Below are 3,803 nucleotides of genomic sequence, written 5' to 3'. Positions count from 1 at the left end.
CACGGATCGATCAAAATGGCGGCCCTTGAACATGACAAACTCCCGGAAAGCAGGAGCAGCCGTCATGCAGCAATGACCTTTCCGAAAAGTTTGCGACGGAACCATCGCATCAACTGGATGTTCTCTACCGAAAACGCACGCCTTAAGATGGCCAAAGCCTATCCCAAGCCGACTTCCAAAGAGTCATAACCTCTGTGCAGAGGTACTAGGTGTTCGTCGCGAATACATGGCGCATGTCATGCAGGCGTGGGCCGTGGCTGTCAGTTGCGCCGCGCAGGCCGATCTGGCGAGACAGAGCATAGAATGTTCGATGGATGTCTCCCATATCAAGGCGATTGCCCACCTGCGAAGTGAACAAATAGGGAGACCCGGCTTGGCCATTGGTCGCTCCAAGGGCGGCATGACGACTAAGATCCTGGGGCTTACCGACGCGCTTGGCGATCTCGTGCGCTTCGTCCTCCTGCCGGGGCCAGCGATTCGATACGGTCGGTGTTGAACCGCTCATCGAGGGCCTCTGCTTCGACGCTCTGATTGCCGATAAGGCCTTCGACAGCAACGTCATCATCGCCGATCTGAACGAGCGCGGCGCCAAGGTCGTCATTTCTCAGCATTCGCGTCGTGCAAAGCCGCTGCCGCTCGATGCCGAGATGTACAAATGGCGTCATCTGATCGAAAACTTCTTCTGCAAACTCAAGGAATTCAAGCGTATTGCCATGCGTGCCGAAAAAACCGACCAGAGCTTCAAAGCCATCATCCATCTCGCTGCCGCCGTCATAAACTCACGATGAATCTCAACAAGCCTTAGAGGAGATACGCTATGCCCTTGAACGTCATGCTTGCAGCCAATAAAATGAGCGCTTCGAATTAGCGACTCTGCCCCGGTCAATCACAGTGCGCGCTTGCGCGTGCCTGCAGGCCATAGGTATCGAATGCTTCGATATGTGCTTCGTTCGCCGCCAACGCTTCAAGCGTGAGACTTCCGCGCTTCGCCGCGATCAGTGCGACGAGGCACTCCACCGCTGCGAATACGGGCGTCATAGTATGAAAAAACGAAGGCAACTCCGTTCGAACGCGGATCACAATCTCGGAGAATTTAGCGATCGGAGATAGCTCGCTGTCGGTCAAAGCGATTAGCTTCGCACCACAGGAAACCGCAAACTCGCAGACCTGCGTCGTGTAGCGAGTGTACGGGCTGACACTAACCGTTAGCAAGACATCTCCGGGACCGACAGACCGGAGCGCAGGATCGGCAGTCCCGCCTATTCCGTCGATCAATACCGTGGGTACGCCGAGCAATGACCCGACATAATGCATCAGATAGGCTGCAGGAAAACCCGAGCGGAATCCAATACAAAAGATGTATTGTGACTCCACCATGAGATCGGCGGCGGCAGCCAGCGCCGCAATCGCGGAGGGCTGCGCGAACTCGCTTAGATGGTCGCGCAAAGTTTTGATCATAGCGCCGACAAGGACGCCGTCGCCCTCTTGTCGTGCCACTAATTCCTCCATATGCCCCGCGAAGCTTTTCGGTCGTTCTCTGATGCTGTCAGCGAATATCTCTTTCAATTTGTCGAAACCATCGAAGCCGAGGCGTTTTGCAAGTCGCGTTAGTGTTGCCGGAGGCACCCTTGCTCGGCGCGCCTGCTCCCTCATTGATAGCAGTGCGACCTCCGTCGGATTGTCGAGCAACCAACGTGCAGCGACCTTCATTTGCCGCGGGAACAGCTCGTAGTTGTCCTTGACGGCTCTTGCAACGCGCAAATCCATTCCAATATACTTCCTTAGTCAATCCGGCCTGGTACTGATCACTCAAGATATTCGATCCGGACTGTCTGATCGATAATGGGGAGATTCGCCCGGGGGCTCTCGGCTCGGCCAGCTTTCGTCAAGCAATTGATGCCACATTGAGGGTGAAGCGAGAGCCTGGGCTAATCAAGGTGTCTCAAGAGTCGCAGTCGTAGCTGCCTAGTCGAAGAGACGGCTGCCGTCGCATTTCGACGCGTCTTCTGTATTTGGGATGCCGACTCCGAAATACCGGGTGTGGGCGACATCGAGGATCCGATTGACCAAGCTCGAGAAGCTGTGTCCGGCGATCCTCGCGGCTGTGAAATAAGAATCACGCATACCTAGTGCTGGCATTGAATTGATCTCCAGGACAAAAGGTTGGCCGGCGCGGTCGATCCGGAAGTCGACGCGCGCGTAGTCCCGGCACTGGCAGGCGCGGAAGGTCGCTACGGAAATATCCTGCAGCCTAGTCGCGAGCTTGCTTCCGATTTGCGCCGGGCAAATCTTTCGCGGCTCCGCGACCGCCATGTGGATCTTTTCTTCCCAAGTGATAAGATGGGTTTCGCGATCGCCGAAATCCTGCTCTAACAGAGGCAAAAACTCGAACTCTCCGTTTCCCAGCAGAGCGACCGTAATTTCTCGCCCATCGATGTATTCTTCTACGAGCGCATCCTGTGCATATTGCGTGACAATCGCTTCTACAGCCTGCTTTAACTGAGCGAACTCCGATACGAGTTGCAAACCGCAGCTGGTGGATTCGTGACGCGGCTTCACTACCACAGGGAAGCGCAGGTCGCCGACACTCTCGGTCCTGCAATCCATCACGCGAAACTTCGGCGTTGGCACCCCGACGGCGCGGATGAGCCTCTTAGTGATGACCTTGTCGAGCGCCAGGCCATGCCCGAGCGGGCTCGATCCAGTGTACGGTACGCCGCCCATCTCGAGCATGGCCGGAACGTGGCTGTAACGGGCCTCCCCCTGAATTCCACCCGCATAGTTGAAAACCATTCCAGAGGGGCGGGCTTGCGAATCGGGGGGCATGAAGCGCTCGAGCGTAGCGAGCAGCCCTTTGTCACCTTCGCACAACAATGCTTCGTGGCCGCCATCTTGCAGTGCCGCTACCACGCTGTTGACCGTCTCGCAATCGTCGTCCTTCGGACCAGGCTGACCAAACCGGTTGATCACACCCCCACGATCATGGTTCCAAACAACGGCTACGCGCATGAGCTACTCCCTGGAGTGTTTGCCTGCTGTCACGTTCATTCGGTCGAGTTTGGTTAATCGAAGAAAAGCTCGTCTGGACCGAGCCAACCGCAGCACCTCATGGCTCGCCTCGAACCTGTCCAGAGCCGACTGCAAGTCCGGTCCGGCGCGAACCCGAGCCACCCATCTGGATGTGACTAGCCCGTCTGCCGTCTGCCAGACGCGAAAGCAACCAAAACCGCTGCTGTGGGGATAACAGCGGCACCCGCGACGGATACGGCAAGGCTTCAATTGACGGGATCACTCTCAATTGGGGAACATCTGTCGCGTTGATTCGGGCCTTTCGAGCAAGTTTCATGTAGATCCTCCTTGGCCGGCAACTGCGGCACCACTATGGTCGAAGCAGATACTTTATCGTAGGCCACGCAACCGACGTGCCAACACAGAAGTTATGCGGGCAAGAAGGGAAAAACTCATTTATTGCGCGCCGCAACGGCGGAACACTTGAGCCTCATTGTGTCGGGTTCGGAACGTTGACGTCTTCAACTGGACACGCCTGATCACACGTCGAAATGCCGAGATATGTGGCGAGCAACGAGACCAGCGCCTGAACGTCTGCCGCGGTGGTACCAGAGGCTGAGGCAGGTCACAGCGGACCGATGCCTGAGATCGTGCGGGCTTAACGGGGATCCGGAAACCCCACGCCTTTAGCTGGTTCCGTCGCAAACTTTTCGGAAAGGTCATTGCTGCATGACGGCTGCTCCTGCTTTCCGGGAGTTTGTCATGTTCAAGGGCCGCCATTTTGATCGATCCGT

4 protein-coding genes are annotated in these 3,803 nt (G+C 56.6%); 2 read left to right on the top strand and 2 right to left on the bottom strand.

Annotated features, from left to right (window positions below; all coding sequences use genetic code 11):
* Both ACFFNA_RS39025 and ACFFNA_RS39020 read left to right on the top strand, forming a co-directional pair.
* A partial coding sequence (locus ACFFNA_RS39025) for a hypothetical protein (RefSeq protein WP_378925593.1) occupies positions 1–189 on the top strand: 189 nt, incomplete at its 5' end.
* Between the two features lie 245 nt (positions 190–434).
* Complete coding sequence (locus ACFFNA_RS39020; protein WP_378925591.1) at positions 435–788, top strand: transposase; 354 nt, start codon at positions 435–437, stop codon at positions 786–788.
* 94 nt (positions 789–882) lie between these two features.
* Here the strand turns inward: ACFFNA_RS39020 and ACFFNA_RS39015 are convergent, their stop codons facing one another.
* Both ACFFNA_RS39015 and ACFFNA_RS39010 read right to left on the bottom strand, forming a co-directional pair.
* Positions 883–1,767 (bottom strand): MurR/RpiR family transcriptional regulator, encoded by an 885-nt coding sequence (locus tag ACFFNA_RS39015; protein WP_378925589.1) that lies wholly within the window; start codon positions 1,765–1,767, stop codon positions 883–885.
* Positions 1,768–1,965: 198 nt separating this feature from the next.
* Complete coding sequence (locus tag ACFFNA_RS39010; protein ID WP_378925587.1) at positions 1,966–3,009, bottom strand: D-alanine--D-alanine ligase family protein; 1,044 nt, start codon at positions 3,007–3,009, stop codon at positions 1,966–1,968.
* Positions 3,010–3,803: the final 794 nt, after the last annotated feature.

It is taken from the genome of Mesorhizobium kowhaii (assembly GCF_042431665.1).
Taxonomy (GTDB): domain Bacteria; phylum Pseudomonadota; class Alphaproteobacteria; order Rhizobiales; family Rhizobiaceae; genus Mesorhizobium; species Mesorhizobium kowhaii.
Note: the sequence above shows the minus strand (reverse complement) of the source record. Positions and strands in the feature narration are given on the sequence as shown.